Annotated in this window: 13 protein-coding genes; 10 read left to right on the forward strand and 3 right to left on the reverse strand. The window is 41.9% G+C overall.

Translation table 11 applies throughout. The features are described from left to right. Positions 1-47: 47 nt before the first annotated feature. Positions 48-512, reverse strand: a complete 465-nt coding sequence (locus C3F34_RS10110) for an Lrp/AsnC ligand binding domain-containing protein (RefSeq protein ID WP_016167291.1) — start codon at positions 510-512, stop codon at positions 48-50. Positions 513-652: 140 nt separating this feature from the next. Between C3F34_RS10110 and C3F34_RS10115 the strand changes: the two genes are divergently transcribed. From C3F34_RS10115 to C3F34_RS10135, 5 genes are all read left to right on the forward strand, one after another. Beyond that, entirely contained in the window at positions 653-1,912 is a 1,260-nt protein-coding gene (locus tag C3F34_RS10115) for a D-amino acid dehydrogenase (protein ID WP_104441496.1), read from the forward strand. 44 nt (positions 1,913-1,956) lie between these two features. After that, on the forward strand, positions 1,957-3,060 hold the full coding sequence (alr, locus tag C3F34_RS10120; RefSeq protein ID WP_104441497.1) for an alanine racemase: 1,104 nt from the start codon (positions 1,957-1,959) through the stop codon (positions 3,058-3,060). Between the two features lie 10 nt (positions 3,061-3,070). Beyond that, positions 3,071-3,430 (forward strand): RidA family protein, encoded by a 360-nt coding sequence (locus C3F34_RS10125; RefSeq protein ID WP_016167288.1) that lies wholly within the window; start codon positions 3,071-3,073, stop codon positions 3,428-3,430. A 178-nt stretch (positions 3,431-3,608) separates the two neighbouring features. Continuing rightward, positions 3,609-5,048: an amino acid permease gene (locus C3F34_RS10130; protein ID WP_044740823.1), complete on the forward strand. Its 1,440-nt coding sequence runs from the start codon at positions 3,609-3,611 to the stop codon at positions 5,046-5,048. Between the two features lie 188 nt (positions 5,049-5,236). Next, positions 5,237-6,340: an acyltransferase family protein gene (locus C3F34_RS10135; RefSeq protein WP_044740822.1), complete on the forward strand. Its 1,104-nt coding sequence runs from the start codon at positions 5,237-5,239 to the stop codon at positions 6,338-6,340. 82 nt (positions 6,341-6,422) lie between these two features. Here the strand turns inward: C3F34_RS10135 and hemJ are convergent, their stop codons facing one another. Beyond that, a complete protein-coding gene (gene hemJ / locus C3F34_RS10140; protein WP_016167285.1) occupies positions 6,423-6,875 on the reverse strand; it encodes a protoporphyrinogen oxidase HemJ in 453 nt (150 codons plus the stop codon). A 76-nt stretch (positions 6,876-6,951) separates the two neighbouring features. Then, positions 6,952-8,181, reverse strand: coding sequence for a beta-ketoacyl synthase N-terminal-like domain-containing protein (locus tag C3F34_RS10145; RefSeq protein ID WP_016167284.1), 1,230 nt, complete (start codon positions 8,179-8,181; stop codon positions 6,952-6,954). Between the two features lie 271 nt (positions 8,182-8,452). On the opposite strand from C3F34_RS10145, the gene C3F34_RS10150 reads away from it, so the two are divergent. The 5 genes from C3F34_RS10150 to tuf all read left to right on the forward strand — a co-directional run bounded on the left by C3F34_RS10150 (position 8,453) and on the right by tuf (position 14,620). Next, positions 8,453-9,889, forward strand: coding sequence for an EcsC family protein (locus tag C3F34_RS10150; protein WP_044740821.1), 1,437 nt, complete (start codon positions 8,453-8,455; stop codon positions 9,887-9,889). Positions 9,890-10,043: 154 nt separating this feature from the next. Next, positions 10,044-10,418: a 30S ribosomal protein S12 gene (gene rpsL, locus C3F34_RS10155; RefSeq protein ID WP_002050319.1), complete on the forward strand. Its 375-nt coding sequence runs from the start codon at positions 10,044-10,046 to the stop codon at positions 10,416-10,418. A 177-nt stretch (positions 10,419-10,595) separates the two neighbouring features. Further along, positions 10,596-11,066, forward strand: coding sequence for a 30S ribosomal protein S7 (gene rpsG, locus C3F34_RS10160; RefSeq protein ID WP_016167282.1), 471 nt, complete (start codon positions 10,596-10,598; stop codon positions 11,064-11,066). A gap of 130 nt (positions 11,067-11,196) precedes the next feature. Continuing rightward, a complete protein-coding gene (gene fusA, locus C3F34_RS10165) occupies positions 11,197-13,335 on the forward strand; it encodes an elongation factor G (protein ID WP_044740820.1) in 2,139 nt (712 codons plus the stop codon). Between the two features lie 94 nt (positions 13,336-13,429). Further along, the gene (gene tuf, locus C3F34_RS10170) at positions 13,430-14,620 is read left to right on the forward strand and encodes an elongation factor Tu (protein ID WP_016167280.1); all 1,191 of its coding nucleotides are present in this window, start codon (positions 13,430-13,432) and stop codon (positions 14,618-14,620) included. Positions 14,621-14,891 lie beyond the last annotated feature (271 nt).

The following is a 14,891-nucleotide window of genomic DNA, read 5'->3' on the forward strand; positions in this document are numbered from 1 at the left end:
GATTTCTAAAATAAAGCTGCTTGAGATTAGCATAATTCGGTCAAGACTTAGCGCATATCTAAATACAAAGTTTCCTTAATTTCTTCCATCACAATATAGCTATGCGATGAAGCAGATGAGGGGAGTTTTTTCAATAAATCACCCAATAAGCGGCGATAAGCAGTCATCTCTTTTAAGCGAGCTTTAACCAGATAATCGAATTCGCCTGAAATTAAGTGACATTCCAAAACCTCAGGAATTTCGACCAAATCTCGTGCGACTTGGTCAAAGACATCTCCCGATTTGGCAGAGAGTTTAATCTCTAAAAATACCAGTAAGTTTCGGTCAACCAGTGCAGGATTCAGCCGTGCATGATAGCCCGTGATAATGCCGTCGCGTTCGAGTCGTTTGACCCGTTCAGAGCAAGGCGTAGTGGATAAATTGACCCGAGAAGCCAATTCACTAATCGCAATTCGTCCTTCCATTTGCAGAATATCCAAAATCAGGCGATCTACACGGTCTAATTTACGCATAAGCTTTTCTCTGTTTTTTGCCTTTCTTTAGTGAAAATTTCATGAATATCTCTTAACTATACCTATTAAATCAGTCAAATTCACTATTGATACGGAAATATACTAGTTAAATAAACTGGTGAAGCAGTGGGATAAAGGAAATGCGCGTAATTGTTCTAGGTAGTGGTGTAATTGGTGTAGCAAGTGCATATTATCTTGCGCAGCAGGGAGCAGAAGTCACTGTATTGGACCGTCAATCAGGTCCAGCAGAAGAAACAAGTTTTGGTAATGCAGGTCAAATTTCACCAGGGTATTCGACCCCTTGGGCAGCACCGGGCATTCCGTTTAAAGCGGTCAAGTGGATGTTTCAGCATCATGCACCATTAGCCATCAATATGGATGGTAGCATGTGGCAGTTACAGTGGATGGCACAAATGCTCAAAAACTGTAATGCGCAAAGTTATGCAGTCAACAAAGAACGTATGACCCGTGTAGCAGAATATAGTCGTGATTGTTTGCGCGAATTGCGTAAAGACACAGGCATCAGCTATGAAAACCGTTCTAAAGGCACATTACAGGTGTTCCGTAATGAAGCGCAATTAGAAGCGGTACAACGTGATATTCAAGTATTAAAAGAGTGTGGTGTACCGCATGAGTTGTTATTGAAAGATGACTTGGCTCGTGTAGAACCTGCACTGGGCTTTGCCAAAGATAAATTGGTCGGTGGTTTACATTTACCAAATGATGAAACGGGCGATTGCTATAAGTTCACCAATTCACTCGCAGATATTGCTAAAGCTAACGGTGTGAAGTTCTTGTTTAACCAGAACGTCGAGCGTTTAGTGGTTGAAGGCGATGAAATTAAAGGTGTGGTGGTAAATGGTCAAGTATTGACCGCAGATCGCTATGTGTTGGCATTCGGTAGTTATTCACGTGATTTCTTAAAACCACTTGAGTTAAATCTACCTGTCTATCCAGTCAAAGGCTATTCATTGACAGTGCCAATTATTGATCCTGCGTTTGCACCACAATCAACCGTATTGGATGAAACTTACAAAATTGCGATTACTCGTTTTGATCAACGTATCCGTGTTGGTGGTATGGCAGAGCTAAGTGGTTTCAACTTGAAGCTGAATGATGACCGCCGTGGCACACTAGAAATGGTCACCAAAGATTTATTCCCTGGCGGTGATTTACCAAATGCGACTTTCTGGACAGGCTTACGCCCAATGACGCCAGACAGCACGCCAATCATTGGTGCAACACGTTTCAAAAATCTGTTCTTGAATACAGGGCATGGCACCTTAGGTTGGACCATGGCATGTGGTTCAGGCAAGCTGATTAGTGACTTGGTGATGAACCATAAACCAGACATCAGCATTGATGGGTTATCGATTGAACGTTATTTAAGTGCAGCATAATTCCTGAATTCAGGGAGTTGTTTGAATTTTAGGGAAGAAGAGTTATGCCACGTCCAATTACTGCGGTGATTCATCAATCCGCACTCAGACATAATCTGGCAATTGCGCGTGCCGCAATGCCAGATAGCCAAGTTTTTGCTGTGGTCAAAGCCAATGCTTACGGGCATGGCATTGAACGCGTGTATCAAGCCTTTAAATCTGCCGATGGTTTTGCATTGCTTGATATCGAAGAAGCTAAACGTATTCGTGCTTTGGGCTGGACAGGGGAAATCCTGTTACTGGAAGGCATTTTTTCAGCGCAAGATTTATATGATTGTGCACAGTATCAATTGAATTTTACCGTGCATAATGAATTGCAAATTCAATGGTTACAACAGTTTCCCATTGCAGCACAATTCAAAGTGTTCTTAAAAATGAACAATGGCATGAATCGTTTAGGGTTCACACCAGAACACTATGTCGGCGCGTGGAAAAAACTGAAGGATTTAGCTTCGGTTAAAGAATTGGTACACATGATGCATTTCTCAGATGCCGATGGCGAGCGTCAAGGGCAGGCGGGGATTGAATATCAGCATCAAGTGTTCCAGCAGATTTTAGAGCAGTATCCAGCACCTTGTTCAATCAGCAATAGTGCCGCAATTTTAAGATACTCGACCCAGCTACACTCAGACTACGCACGTAGCGGCATCATGCTATATGGCAGTTCTCCAGATTTTCCAACGCATACTATTCAGGATTGGAATTTACAACCGAGTATGAGTTTGCGCAGTGAAATCATCGCCATTCAACAGTTAAATCCAAACGACAGCATTGGCTATGGCTCTAGTTTTGTCGCAGATCGCCCTATGCGCGTCGGGATTGTGGCATGTGGCTATGCCGATGGCTATCAACGTATTTCACCGACAGGTACGCCTGTATTGGTGAACTCTATTCGTACCCGTACTTTAGGGCGTGTCAGCATGGACATGCTCGCGGTTGATCTTGATCCAATTCCCGATGCGCAGATAGGCAGCGAAGTGGTGTTATGGGGTCAATCGAGCACTGGGGCGGTATTGCCGATAGATGAGGTTGCAGCAACCTCAGGCACTGTTGGCTATGAACTAATGTGCGCAGTCACAGCACGCGTCAATTTTTCAATTCAGGAATAAGGAATTAATCATGTCACAACAGGATATTCAGCGCTTCAATACCACCCCTGTGATGAGCGCCGTGACAGTTTTTAACAACGTGGTGTATTTATCAGGTCAGGTCCCAAAAAATCCTGATTTAGATATCAATGGACAAACTCAAGATGTATTAAACACCATTGATCAACTTTTGGCACAAGCCAATAGTGATAAAAGCCGAATTCTTTCAGCACAGCTTTTTCTGAAAGATTTGTCAGATTTTTCAGTGGTGAATGAAATCTGGATTGATTGGTTGAAAGACCATGCAACGCCTGCACGTGCTACGATTCAGGCCGATTTGGTCAATCCAAAATGGCTCATTGAAATTGCAGTAATTGCGGCACAAAAGTAAGTGCTCTTCCATGGAATGGAGGACGTAAGCAATGAGCAATGTGATCAGCTAATTAACTATGAAGGTTAATGATTACATTGTTAAGGACACAGGCTTAACCCTAGGTTAATTGTATTGCTCGCGAGGAGCTAGATCTGGGTTAAGTCCGGTAAAGGAATTAAAAAAAGGATGTTGAGTTATGACCACAGTGCGTGAGCCAAAAGCTGAACAAGCAACCCATGAGTTGCAACGCAAGCTCTCTAATCGTCATTTACAATTGATTGCAATTGGCGGAGCTATTGGTACAGGTTTATTTATGGGTTCAGGGAAAACCATCTCCCTCGCTGGACCTTCAATTTTAATTATCTACATGATCATTGGCGGTATGTTCTTTTTCCTCATGCGTGCATTAGGCGAAATTCTACTCTCCAATCTGCATTACAAATCTTTCATCGATATGGCGCACGATTTAATTGGTCCTGCGGCGGGCTATTATATCGGTTGGTCGTATTGGCTCGGTTGGGTCTTGGTCGGTATTGCTGACCTTGCTGCCATTATTAATTATCTGAATTTCTGGTTACCGCCCGATATGGCGTTTACGCCTATAGGGCAAGCACTGATCAGTGCGGGCTGTGTTTTGTTGGTCCTTGGACTGAATCTGTTAACTGTCAAGCTCTTTGGTGAAATTGAATTTTGGTTTGCATTAATCAAAATTCTCGCCATTTTAGGCTTGATTGTCATCGGTGGCTTTATGGTGTTCAGCCATTTCCAAGCACCACAGGGTTCAATCGCAAGTTTTAGCAATGTCTGGTCACATGGTGGAATGTTCCCTAAAGGTGCCAGTGGTTTCTTGGCAGGTTTCCAGATCGCACTCTTTGCTTTTGTCGGTGTGGAATTAATTGGAACAATGGCTGCTGAAGCGAAAGATCCAGAAAAGAACTTACCAAAAGCAGTGAATGCTATTCCAACCCGAATTATTTTATTCTATGTGTTGGCGTTATTTATTGTAATGTCAGTAACACCATGGAATGAAATTCCAGCGGATCAAAGTCCATTCGTCAGCCTGTTTTTACATGCAGGGATTGGTGGTGCAGCAGTGATTATGAACTTGGTGGTATTATCTTCGGTGATGTCATCAATGAATAGTGGTGTGTTCTCGACCAGTCGTATGCTATACGGTTTGTCCCTAGGTGGTCAGGCACCAAAAGGATTGGGTGAATTATCTAGCCGAGCTGTACCTGCCAAAGGCTTGTTGTTCTCATGTCTCTTTATTATGGCAGGCGCAGCATTGCAGTATTTCGTTCCGAACACTGTGGAAGCATTCACCTTGGCAAGTTCATTGTGTGTAATTCTATTTATCAGTATTTGGGGGCTTATTATGGTGTGCTATTTACGCTACCGTAAATTACGCCCTGAATTACATGCACAATCGAAGTTCAAAATGCCGGGTGGGGTATGGATGTCTTATGTGGTTTTGATTTTCCTATTCTTTACCCTGATCATTTTAAGTTTAGAACCAGATACCTTACGTGCCTTAATTATTAGTCCAGTTTGGCTCATTATTTTGACCATTACTTATCGAGTACTGTATTTGCCACGTGTGAAAAAACGTATGTTAGCGCAGCAACTTGATAACTAAGTAAAACGCATCGCTTAACTCGCGATATCTGAGAGAAAACCCTGCATCAGCAGGGTTTTCTTTTTGTCTAAATAGAATAAATCTGCTCTAATTAAGTATGAGATAATTGTATGATTTTATTTATAAAAGCTATTTAACTAGAGCCATTTCATTTTTAATGAAGCACTTTAAAATTTTAACAATGATCTATGCGTAATTATAAAATCGACATCCTGCGTGGAGTGTCCATCCTTTTGGTATTGGTTCATCATTTTAATATTCCTTATAAATTACACGATACGTTTCTCGGTATCCCAATTGGGGGTGAAAGCTTAAGTACCTTAATTGCAAGAAATGGCAACTATGGGGTGACCATGTTTTTTGTCATTTCAGGTTTTTTGATTACCCAACATACTTTGCAACGCAGCGGATCTTTGGCACAGATTAAGCTGAAAGATTTTTATATCCGTCGTATTGCCCGAATTATGCCGTGTCTGGTGTTATTGGTTGCAATTGTCACCGTATTGGGGGCTTTGGAACTCAAGCCATTCATGAATCAGTCACCGAATGGTGTAGACGTATCTTATGCGGTGACCGTCCTTTCAGCTTTTAGCTTTTGGATGAACATATTGATTATTGAATTTGGATGGGTCAATTATGCCCTAGGGGTATTGTGGTCTTTATCAGTAGAAGAGGTCTTTTATTTAGCCTTTCCTATACTGTGTTTAGTGCTTGGTCGAGGCAAAGGGTTTATTATTTTTCTGCTCGTGGTAATTGCTTATGCGCCGTATTTCCGTGCTTTACATTTTGGTGAGGAAAGTGGCGCTTATCTGTATCACTACTTTTCTAGTTTTGATGGAATTGCGATTGGCAGTCTTACTGCAATTTATGTTCAGTCTTTTAAAAGTGTTATTCGTAATCAAAACGTGATTCTAGCAGTAATTATATTTTTGATGACATGTTTGTATTTTTATGCACCGATCAAAGAAGTGAGTACATGGGGTATCAGTGTATTTGCGTTACTTACAGCGTTGCTGCTGTTTTGCTTTGTACAAGACCCGAAAGTTAAACCTGTCTCATACGCTGCACGGAGTTTAGTCTGGATTGGACAGCGTAGCTATGAAATGTATTTGTTTCACTTAATTGTTTTGGGTTTAATGAAAGTTGTGTATTTCCCAAAAGAAACTTTAGCGGCTGAAAAGCTGATGTTGCTGCCAGTTTATTTTATTGCAGTGTTTATGATGAGTTGGGCAATTGAAAAGTATTATTCGACTCCGCTCAATTTAAAAATACGTCAAGCTTGGATACGCTAATAGCTCTAACTTTTAATATACTATTGATTTTTATAGATATAAAAAAGCCCTGAACTAATCAGGGTTTTTCATTTCGAGGATTTTAAAATGTCGGTTTCACCACGACTAAAATCACCACAGCAAATAAAATTAGGGTCGGCATTTCATTAAAGAAGCGCCAGAACTTGTGTGACTTGTAATGTGCATTACCAATGAGTTTCTTACGGTAATAACCGCAGACAAAATGGTAAATCACCAATAGACCAACTAAGCCGACTTTCAGGTAAAACCACAATGCTTCATGGTAATGGCGCGTTGCATCTCCCCAATCCACCAAAAAATGTGCCGTAATGAGGGTTGCGATCATCGCGGGCCACATAATGCCACGATAGAGTTTACGCTCCATCACTTCGAAACGCTGATGACTGACTGCATCATCGCTCATGGCGTGATAGACATATAAACGGGGGAGGTAGAAGAGTGCAGCGAACCAACAAACGACTGCAATGATATGTAATGCTTTTACCCAAAGGAAAGCATCAGAAGGAGCATCCATCAATTCACCCTTTTAAGGGCAGTGTGGAAAGTTGATCATTCACTGCATCAGCAATGAATGATCAAGATTTCTTAAATTAACCTTCCCATTTTTTGAAAATGAGACAAGCATTTACACCGCCAAAACCGAAACTGTTACTCATCACAGTATTCAATTTTGTATCGCGTTTTTCAAGTACGATATCAAATGGTTTTGCGCCTTCATCAAGTTCAGTCACATTGATGTTCGGTGCAATGAAGTCATTTTGCATCATCAATACAGAGTAAATAGCTTCTTGTACGCCAGCAGCACCCAAACTGTGACCTGTCATTGACTTGGTTGAGCTTAGTGGAGGAACTTGACCTTCGCCAAATGCACGTTCCATTGCTAACAATTCAGTAACGTCACCAGCAGGTGTAGATGTACCGTGTGTATTCACATAGTCAATCTTGTCTACGCCATGCTGTTTCGCTTCTTCAAGTGCCATAAGTACGCAACGCGTTGCACCTTCACCTGATGGAGCAACCATGTCTGCACCATCACTGTTCGCAGCATATGCCACAACTTCAGCTAAGATGTTGGCACCACGTGCTTGAGCGTGTTCAAGTGACTCAAGAACCACGAAACCGCCACCACCAGCAATCACGAAACCGTCACGGTCTGCTGAATACGGGCGAGAAGCTGTTTCTGGTGTATCGTTGTACTTTGAGCAAAGCGCACCCATTGCATCAAACAATAAGCTTTGTGACCAGTGATCTTCTTCACCGCCACCTGCAAGCATGAGGTCTTGTTTACCCAATTGAATCAGGTTGTAAGCATAACCAATAGCATCAGCAGAAGTTGCACAAGCGCTTGTAATGGTGTGTGCAACACCTTGCATTTTAAATGCAACGCCTACGTTCGCAGTGATGGTGTTTGACATGTTGCGTGGTACGAAGAATGGACCAACTTTACGCGCACCTTTGGTGTCGAGCAATTCTTTCATTTCAATGACAGAAGCAGTTGAGCCACCACCTGAACCACCTGTAATACCATAGCGTGGATTGCCACCAATTTGCTCAGCAGTCAAACCAGCATTTTCAACCGCAGCAACCGCAGCGTTATACGCGTACATCGCACACACACCCATAAAACGTTTTAATTTACGGTCAATGTGGTCGAAATCTTGTTCTGCTGCTGCACTGATGTGACTTTTGAAATTAAGTTCAGCATAAGTCGGGTTAAAACGTGTACCAGAAATCCCGTTTTGCAATGAATGAGTGACATCTTCTAAAGTGTTACCGATACATGAGTTGATGCCCATACCAGTAATTACAACACGTTTCATCTACAGATCCCTTATATGGTGATATTTCGAATGACTATATGCAATCAGGGGAGAGCCTTTATGCTACAAGTCTTCATATGTTTGATTTGCAATCATGATAGCAGAAAGATTTTTGAATTCTTATGGCAAATATGATGTGTATTTGGGGGAAAGAAAAAAAACAAATTTAGTCAAAGTTCTTAACTAAAAGAAACAGTTTGATGTTGAGATAAACTTAGACTATACCTAGTATTTAGCGAGAAATGAAAGAATTGAAAAAGAAGGATTGAGAATGACAGAAGCTAATAATAAACAATCAACAGGATTCCTCTCAAATGCCTTTGGAGTGGCTAAAAAGCTCAGCCAAACAGGAATAGATGTTTTGCAACATGTTGCACCAGGCTCTGTTGCAGCATATCCACAAGGTGCGGGAAATTCAGCGTTTATTGAAGGGAAAGCACATTCTAAACCAGCTTTTGAAAGGAAAAAGTATCAAGATGCACAGCAGATTTTACGTGAGCATTTCCCGCAAGTTTCCCGACAACTTTTAGGACGTCATTATTCTAAAGTGAATAACGTGGCGAATTTTGTAGCACCACAGTATACCGACAAAATTAGTGACTATTTTTTTGAAAAGTTGAATGCCTTTAGTTCAGATATTGGTTCTGTTGATGACGTTTTAGATCAGGCCGGCGTACGCGATCTGGAAACCTTAACGCAAGACATTGATCGTTCTAAACGGATTAGTCAGGCTCTGGCTGAACAAAACAAATGGATTGCCTCTTTACAAGGTATGCTCACAGGGGCAACAGGTACCATTGGCTCCAGTGTGGATATTCCATTGTCTTTAATTCTGTCATTGAGAACCATTTATCAAGTCGGACGCTCTTATGGTTTTGAACTGAATAAAGATACCGAGCAAGAGATCGTTCAGTTTATTTTTAAACAAATTGATTTAGGGCTCATTGCTGAGAAACAAGCTTTATTAATGGCGATTAAAACAGTGTCTAAAATGTTGCAAACACATGACATTGGGCAGTTGCAGTATTTATTGGGCTCTAGCAATGATCTTGAATTGCTTAAAAAATGGCTACACAATGAGCAGGGGGATTATACATGGGCTTGGATGAATAAAGTTCCAAATTATAGCTTCCTTAGTAAATTCACGCCTGTGGCAAGTGCAACCTTAAGTGCAGTATATAGTTGGAAGTTAATTGAGGACGTCAATTGCAAAGCACAAGTAGTTTTTGCTCAAGCACGCCAATATCTCCAGCAACACAAAGACCTTGAACTCTCGGTGGTCGCTGCTTACGAGCGATCATTAACTTTATTGGCTCAGGCAACACCTAAGTTATTAACTGGAACTGTACAGCCAAGTTTGGTTGAGGCCGCGTCATTCAATGATATTGCAGAGTTTAAACTGGAAAATCATCAAAATATTGCCAAAGTACGCGTCAAGAAAAAAACCACCACAAAACCGAGCGATGAAACTGAACAACAGCAGCAAATAGAACAAGGCTTGGAAAAATTAGCTGATCATCTGGTAGAGCCTCATGATAAAGCTCAACAACAATCTGCTCTAAGTCCTCAAGCAGTTGAGGTCATTGTGGATGGTGTAGTAGAGCAAATTGAAAATCCATTGGCAGAGCCTGTTGTCGTGGGAAAACGTCCACGTAAAACTCCAACAAAAAGGGTTACAAAAAAGACTACGCCACCGACTGAACAGTAAACAACGAAAAGTGTTTAAAAAATGACAAGAAAAGCCGAAAGGCTGATGGATTGATGCTTTGCTTAGGTTGACCATTTTTGCATCTTGACTTACAATTGCATGCCCTCAAAAAGTAGTATTTTTTGGGGCTTTTTATTAACGGGAGAATTGCCATATGGCAACAACAAATCAGTTGATCCGCAAGGGTCGTACGACTTTAGTTGAAAAATCTAAAGTTCCTGCGTTGAAGGCTTGTCCACAACGTCGTGGTGTTTGTACACGTGTTTACACAACTACACCTAAAAAACCTAACTCAGCAATGCGTAAAGTTTGCCGTGTTCGCTTAACTTCAGGCTTTGAAGTATCTAGCTACATCGGTGGTGAAGGCCATAACCTACAAGAGCACAGTGTTGTTCTTATCCGTGGTGGTCGTGTTAAAGACTTACCAGGTGTACGTTACCATACCGTTCGTGGTTCTTTAGACTGTGCTGGCGTGAAAGATCGTAACCAGTCACGTTCTAAATACGGTACTAAACGTCCTAAGAAATAATCTTTCGAGATTAAAATCTTAGTTCGCTAGAACTGCAATCCTTTATCGTCTCGCTTGTCTGATTTCTGCATTAATTTTGTGAAATTCAAGCGACGTGTAGTAAGGCCAGCGAAAGTACACGACACTTTGTACTACTGCTGGATTAACCTGAAGTGTCATATATATAGGTAGTTTAAAATGCCAAGACGTCGCGTAGTTGCTGCTCGTGAAATCCTTCCGGATCCTAAGTTCAGTAGCCAAACAATCGCTAAATTCATGAACCACGTAATGCAAGATGGTAAAAAATCTATTGCTGAAAGTATCGTTTACGGTGCTTTAGACCGCGTTCAAGAAAAAAACAAAGTAGACCCAGTTGAATTTTTCGAGACTACTCTTGAAAAAGTTCGTCCTATGGTCGAAGTAAAAGCACGCCGTGTTGGTGGTGCTACTTATCAAGTACCTATGGAAGTGCGCCCATCCCGTCGTACTGCCTTGGCTATGCGTTGGTTAGTAGATGCCGCTGCTAAGCGTTCTGAAAAAACTATGGCTTTACGTCTTGCTGGTGAGTTGCTTGATGCAGCTGAAGGTAAAGGTGCAGCTGTTAAAAAACGTGAAGATGTGCACCGTATGGCTGAAGCCAACAAAGCCTTCTCTCACTACCGTTTCTAAGCGGATAAAACAGGCCTTAATCAGGACAAAGACTCTTATGTTTTCACATAATTGTCATCAAATCGCTTTAAGTTGCTATGCAGCTTAAAGCGTCCTGTTTTAACAACAAAATTTAGGAATGCTAGAAATCATGGCTCGTCAAACCCCAATTTCTCGTTACCGTAACATTGGTATCTCTGCGCACATTGACGCAGGTAAAACAACTACGACTGAACGTATTTTGTTCTACACAGGTGTATCTCACAAAATTGGTGAAGTACACGATGGTGCAGCAACAATGGACTGGATGGAACAAGAGCAAGAACGTGGTATTACCATTACTTCTGCTGCAACGACTTGTTTCTGGTCAGGTATGAGTAGCCAATTCCCACAACACCGTATCAACGTAATCGATACACCGGGACACGTAGACTTCACAATCGAAGTTGAACGTTCTATGCGTGTTCTTGACGGTGCGTGCATGGTTTACTGTGCGGTAGGTGGTGTACAACCTCAGTCTGAAACTGTATGGCGTCAGGCGAACAAATATAAAGTGCCTCGTTTAGCATTCGTGAACAAGATGGACCGTACAGGTGCAAACTTCTTCCGTGTTGTTGAACAAATGAAAACACGTTTGGGCGGTAATCCTGTGCCAATCGTTGTGCCAATTGGTGCTGAAGATACATTTGCTGGTGTTGTTGACCTTATCGAAATGAAAGCGATTATCTGGGACGAAGCGTCTCAAGGTATGAAGTTCGAATATGGCGACATCCCTGCTGACCTAGTTGATACTGCTGAAGAATGGCGTACCAACATGGTTGAAGCTGCTGCTGAAGCTTCTGAAGAGTTAATGGACAAGTACCTAGAAGAAGGTGATCTTTCTAAAGAAGACATCATCGCTGGTTTACGTGCTCGTACATTAGCATCTGAAATTCAAGTAATGCTTTGTGGTTCTGCCTTCAAGAACAAAGGTGTTCAACGTATGTTGGACGCAGTAATTCAATTCTTACCTTCTCCTACAGAAGTTAAAGCGATTGAAGGTATTCTTGACGACAAAGATGAAACTAAAGCATCTCGTGAAGCATCTGACGAAGCTCCGTTCTCTGCGCTTGCGTTCAAAATCATGAACGACAAATTCGTAGGTAACTTAACATTCGTACGTGTTTACTCTGGTGTACTTAAACAAGGTGACCCAGTTTATAACCCAGTTAAGTCTAAGCGTGAACGTATTGGTCGTATCGTGCAAATGCATGCGAACGAACGTCAAGATCTTGATGAAATCCGTGCAGGTGATATTGCCGCGTGTGTAGGTCTTAAAGACGTTACCACTGGTGATACATTATGTGATGAGAAAAACATCATTACTCTTGAGCGTATGGAATTCCCAGAGCCAGTAATTTCATTGGCTGTTGAACCAAAAACTAAAGCTGACCAAGAAAAAATGTCGATTGCTTTAGGTCGTTTGGCGAAAGAAGATCCATCATTCCGCGTTCGTACAGATGAAGAATCTGGTCAAACGATTATTGCGGGTATGGGTGAGCTTCACCTTGACATCATCGTTGACCGTATGAAGCGTGAATTCGGTGTTGAAGCGAACATTGGTAAACCAATGGTTGCTTACCGTGAAACGATCAAAAAGTCGGTTGAACAAGAAGGTAAATTCGTACGTCAAACTGGTGGTAAAGGTAAGTTTGGTCACGTATATGTACGTCTTGAACCGCTTGATGTTGAAGAAGCTGGTAAAGAATACCAATTCGTTGAAGAAGTTGTTGGTGGTGTAGTACCTAAAGAATTCTTCGGCGCGGTTGATAAAGGTATTCAAGAACGTATGAAGAATGGTGTATTGGCTGGCTATCCTGTTGTGGGTATCAAAGCGACATTATTCGACGGTTCTTACCATGATGTCGACTCTGACGAATTGTCGTTCAAAATGGCTGGTTCTTACGCATTCCGTGATGGTTTCATGAAAGCGGATCCTATCTTGCTTGAGCCAATCATGAAAGTTGAAGTAGAAACTCCAGAAGACTACATGGGCGATATCATGGGTGACTTAAACCGTCGTCGTGGTATGGTTCAAGGTATGGACGATCTTCCTGGTGGAACAAAAGCAATTAAAGCAGAAGTTCCATTAGCTGAGATGTTTGGTTACGCGACTCAAATGCGTTCTATGTCTCAAGGTCGTGCGACTTACTCAATGGAATTCGCTAAATACGCTGAAACTCCACGTAACGTGGCGGAAGGCATTATCGCTAAGTTCCAATCTGGCGGTAAAAAAGGTGACGACGAGTAATCTTTCGATTACTATAAGCCCAAACTAATTTTTTAGTTAATAACCAGTTGCTCATGCAGTAATCCTGCATGAGTAGTTTAAAAAGGAAAATCAAATGGCTAAGGCTAAGTTTGAACGTAATAAGCCACACGTAAACGTGGGCACAATCGGTCACGTTGACCATGGTAAAACTACTTTAACTGCTGCGATTGCAACTATTTGTGCAAAAACTTACGGCGGTGAAGCGAAAGATTACTCACAAATCGACTCTGCTCCTGAAGAAAAAGCACGTGGTATTACAATTAATACTTCACACGTAGAATACGATTCTCCAATCCGTCACTACGCTCACGTAGACTGCCCGGGCCACGCCGATTATGTTAAAAACATGATTACTGGTGCTGCTCAGATGGACGGCGCGATCCTTGTATGTGCTGCGACTGATGGTCCAATGCCACAAACTCGTGAACACATCCTTCTTTCACGTCAGGTTGGTGTACCTTACATCATCGTATTCTTAAACAAATGCGACCTTGTTGACGACGAAGAATTACTTGAATTAGTAGAAATGGAAGTTCGTGAACTTCTTTCTACTTATGACTTCCCAGGTGATGACACTCCAGTTATCCGTGGTTCTGCTCTTGCTGCGCTTAATGGCGACGCTGGTCAGTATGGTGAGTCTTCAGTTCTTGCTCTTGTTGAAGCGCTTGACACTTACATTCCAGAACCAGAACGTGCGATCGACAAAGCATTCTTGATGCCAATCGAAGACGTATTCTCTATCTCAGGCCGTGGTACAGTAGTAACAGGTCGTGTAGAAGCTGGTATCGTGAAAGTAGGCGAAGAAGTTGAAATCGTTGGTATCAAAGATACAGTTAAAACAACTGTAACTGGCGTTGAAATGTTCCGTAAACTTCTTGACGAAGGCCGTGCGGGCGAGAACTGTGGTATTCTTCTACGTGGTACTAAGCGTGAAGACGTACAACGTGGTCAAGTACTTGCTAAACCAGGTACAATCAAGCCGCACACTAAATTCGACGCAGAAGTATACGTACTTTCTAAAGAAGAAGGTGGTCGTCATACTCCATTCCTTAACGGTTACCGTCCACAATTCTATTTCCGTACGACTGATGTAACTGGCGCAATCCAATTACAAGAAGGCGTTGAAATGGTAATGCCAGGTGACAACGTTGAAATGTCAGTAGAATTAATCCACCCAATCGCAATGGACCCAGGTCTACGTTTTGCGATCCGTGAAGGTGGTCGTACAGTAGGTGCTGGTGTTGTTGCGAAAGTAACTGCATAATCACTCTATTGTGTGAAAAAAGCGCTCCTCTGGGGCGCTTTTTTATGTAGATAAAATTCTATTCTTTTGTATTTCTATTCGCGGCTTAGACATTCTGAGAATTTATTCATACGAAACATATATTCATATAGCTTGTAGGAATTAGCCGTAGAAAAATAAGATTGTCAGACAATTTACTCTCAAAACTGTCCTTAACTGATACTTCGCTGACCTTATCTGCCCTTATCGCAGGTGGCGAAAACCGTAATATTAGAATCAAGAAAAACAAGCA

This window comes from Acinetobacter sp. ACNIH2 (assembly GCF_002934965.1).
GTDB lineage: Bacteria > Pseudomonadota > Gammaproteobacteria > Pseudomonadales > Moraxellaceae > Acinetobacter > Acinetobacter tandoii.